The sequence below is a fragment of the Pseudomonas sp. LF020 genome, assembly GCF_053456425.1.
In genome coordinates this window covers 2,025-5,061 of sequence record NZ_JBRFIX010000024.1, presented here as the reverse complement: position 1 = coordinate 5,061, position 3,037 = coordinate 2,025, and the positions used below count along the sequence as shown (strand labels likewise).

The window sequence follows — 3,037 nt, the reverse complement described above, 5'->3', positions numbered from 1 at the left end:
CCTCACAGCGCTTACACACCCAACCTATCAACGTCGTAGTCTTCGACGGCCCTTCAGGGAACTCAAGGTTCCAGTGAGATCTCATCTTGAGGCAAGTTTCCCGCTTAGATGCTTTCAGCGGTTATCTTTCCCGAACATAGCTACCCGGCAATGCCACTGGCGTGACAACCGGAACACCAGAGGTTCGTCCACTCCGGTCCTCTCGTACTAGGAGCAGCCCCTCTCAAATCTCAAACGTCCACGGCAGATAGGGACCGAACTGTCTCACGACGTTCTAAACCCAGCTCGCGTACCACTTTAAATGGCGAACAGCCATACCCTTGGGACCGGCTTCAGCCCCAGGATGTGATGAGCCGACATCGAGGTGCCAAACACCGCCGTCGATATGAACTCTTGGGCGGTATCAGCCTGTTATCCCCGGAGTACCTTTTATCCGTTGAGCGATGGCCCTTCCATACAGAACCACCGGATCACTAAGACCTACTTTCGTACCTGCTCGACGTGTCTGTCTCGCAGTCAAGCGCGCTTTTGCCTTTATACTCTACGACCGATTTCCGACCGGTCTGAGCGCACCTTCGTACTCCTCCGTTACTCTTTAGGAGGAGACCGCCCCAGTCAAACTACCCACCATACACTGTCCTCGATCCGGATAACGGACCTGAGTTAGAACCTCAAAGTTGCCAGGGTGGTATTTCAAGGATGGCTCCACGCGAACTGGCGTCCACGCTTCAAAGCCTCCCACCTATCCTACACAAGCAAATTCAAAGTCCAGTGCAAAGCTATAGTAAAGGTTCACGGGGTCTTTCCGTCTAGCCGCGGATACACTGCATCTTCACAGCGATTTCAATTTCACTGAGTCTCGGGTGGAGACAGCGCCGCCATCGTTACGCCATTCGTGCAGGTCGGAACTTACCCGACAAGGAATTTCGCTACCTTAGGACCGTTATAGTTACGGCCGCCGTTTACCGGGGCTTCGATCAAGAGCTTCGCGTTAGCTAACCCCATCAATTAACCTTCCGGCACCGGGCAGGCGTCACACCCTATACGTCCACTTTCGTGTTTGCAGAGTGCTGTGTTTTTAATAAACAGTCGCAGCGGCCTGGTATCTTCGACCGGCATGAGCTTACGGAGCAAGTCCTTCACCCTCACCGGCGCACCTTCTCCCGAAGTTACGGTGCCATTTTGCCTAGTTCCTTCACCCGAGTTCTCTCAAGCGCCTTGGTATTCTCTACCCAACCACCTGTGTCGGTTTGGGGTACGGTTCCTGGTTATCTGAAGCTTAGAAGCTTTTCTTGGAAGCATGGCATCAACCACTTCGTCACCCAAAGGGTAACTCGTCATCAGCTCTCGGCCTTAAGATCCCGGATTTACCTAAGATCTCAGCCTACCACCTTAAACTTGGACAACCAACGCCAAGCTGGCCTAGCCTTCTCCGTCCCTCCATCGCAATAACCAGAAGTACAGGAATATTAACCTGTTTTCCATCGACTACGCTTTTCAGCCTCGCCTTAGGGACCGACTAACCCTGCGTCGATTAACGTTGCGCAGGAAACCTTGGTCTTTCGGCGTGGGTGTTTTTCACACCCATTGTCGTTACTCATGTCAGCATTCGCACTTCTGATACCTCCAGCAAGCTTCTCAACTCACCTTCACAGGCTTACAGAACGCTCCTCTACCGCATCACTTGCGTGATACCCGTAGCTTCGGTGTATGGTTTGAGCCCCGTTACATCTTCCGCGCAGGCCGACTCGACTAGTGAGCTATTACGCTTTCTTTAAAGGGTGGCTGCTTCTAAGCCAACCTCCTAGCTGTCTAAGCCTTCCCACATCGTTTCCCACTTAACCATAACTTTGGGACCTTAGCTGACGGTCTGGGTTGTTTCCCTTTTCACGACGGACGTTAGCACCCGCCGTGTGTCTCCCATGCTCGGCACTTGTAGGTATTCGGAGTTTGCATCGGTTTGGTAAGTCGGGATGACCCCCTAGCCGAAACAGTGCTCTACCCCCTACAGTGATACATGAGGCGCTACCTAAATAGCTTTCGAGGAGAACCAGCTATCTCCGAGCTTGATTAGCCTTTCACTCCGATCCACAGGTCATCCGCTAACTTTTCAACGGTAGTCGGTTCGGTCCTCCAGTCAGTGTTACCTAACCTTCAACCTGCCCATGGATAGATCGCCCGGTTTCGGGTCTATTCCCAGCGACTAGACGCCCTATTAAGACTCGCTTTCGCTACGCCTCCCCTATTCGGTTAAGCTCGCCACTGAAAATAAGTCGCTGACCCATTATACAAAAGGTACGCAGTCACCCAACAAAGTGGGCTCCCACTGCTTGTACGCATACGGTTTCAGGATCTATTTCACTCCCCTCTCCGGGGTTCTTTTCGCCTTTCCCTCACGGTACTAGTTCACTATCGGTCAGTCAGTAGTATTTAGCCTTGGAGGATGGTCCCCCCATATTCAGACAAAGTTTCTCGTGCTCCGTCCTACTCGATTTCATGACTAAGAGACTTTCGCGTACAGGGCTATCACCCACTATGGCCGCACTTTCCAGAGCGTTCCGCTAATCTCAAAGCCACTTAAGGGCTAGTCCCCGTTCGCTCGCCACTACTAAGGGAATCTCGGTTGATTTCTTTTCCTCAGGGTACTTAGATGTTTCAGTTCCCCTGGTTCGCCTCTTGCACCTATGTATTCAGTACAAGATAACCATCTTGTGATGGCTGGGTTCCCCCATTCAGACATCTCCGGATCAAAGTCTGTTTGCCGACTCCCCGAAGCTTTTCGCAGGCTACCACGTCTTTCATCGCCTCTGACTGCCAAGGCATCCACCGTATGCGCTTCTTCACTTGACCATATAACCCCAAGCAATCTGGTTATACTGTGAAGACGACATTCGCCGAAAATTCGCAAAACTCTTAAGAGTCACTCACAAATTTTACCTTAGCCTGATCCGTTACCAGTGAAAGTAACGTTCAGTCTATCTTTCTATCACATACCCAAATTTTTAAAGAACGATCTAATCAAAAGACTAGAAATCAG

General features: G+C 51.3%; 1 rRNA gene. It reads right to left on the bottom strand.

Features of this window, described 5'->3' with window-relative positions:
* Positions 1 to 2,850 (bottom strand): 23S ribosomal RNA (locus tag ACU680_RS27310); the annotation flags it as partial.
* Positions 2,851 to 3,037: the final 187 nt, after the last annotated feature.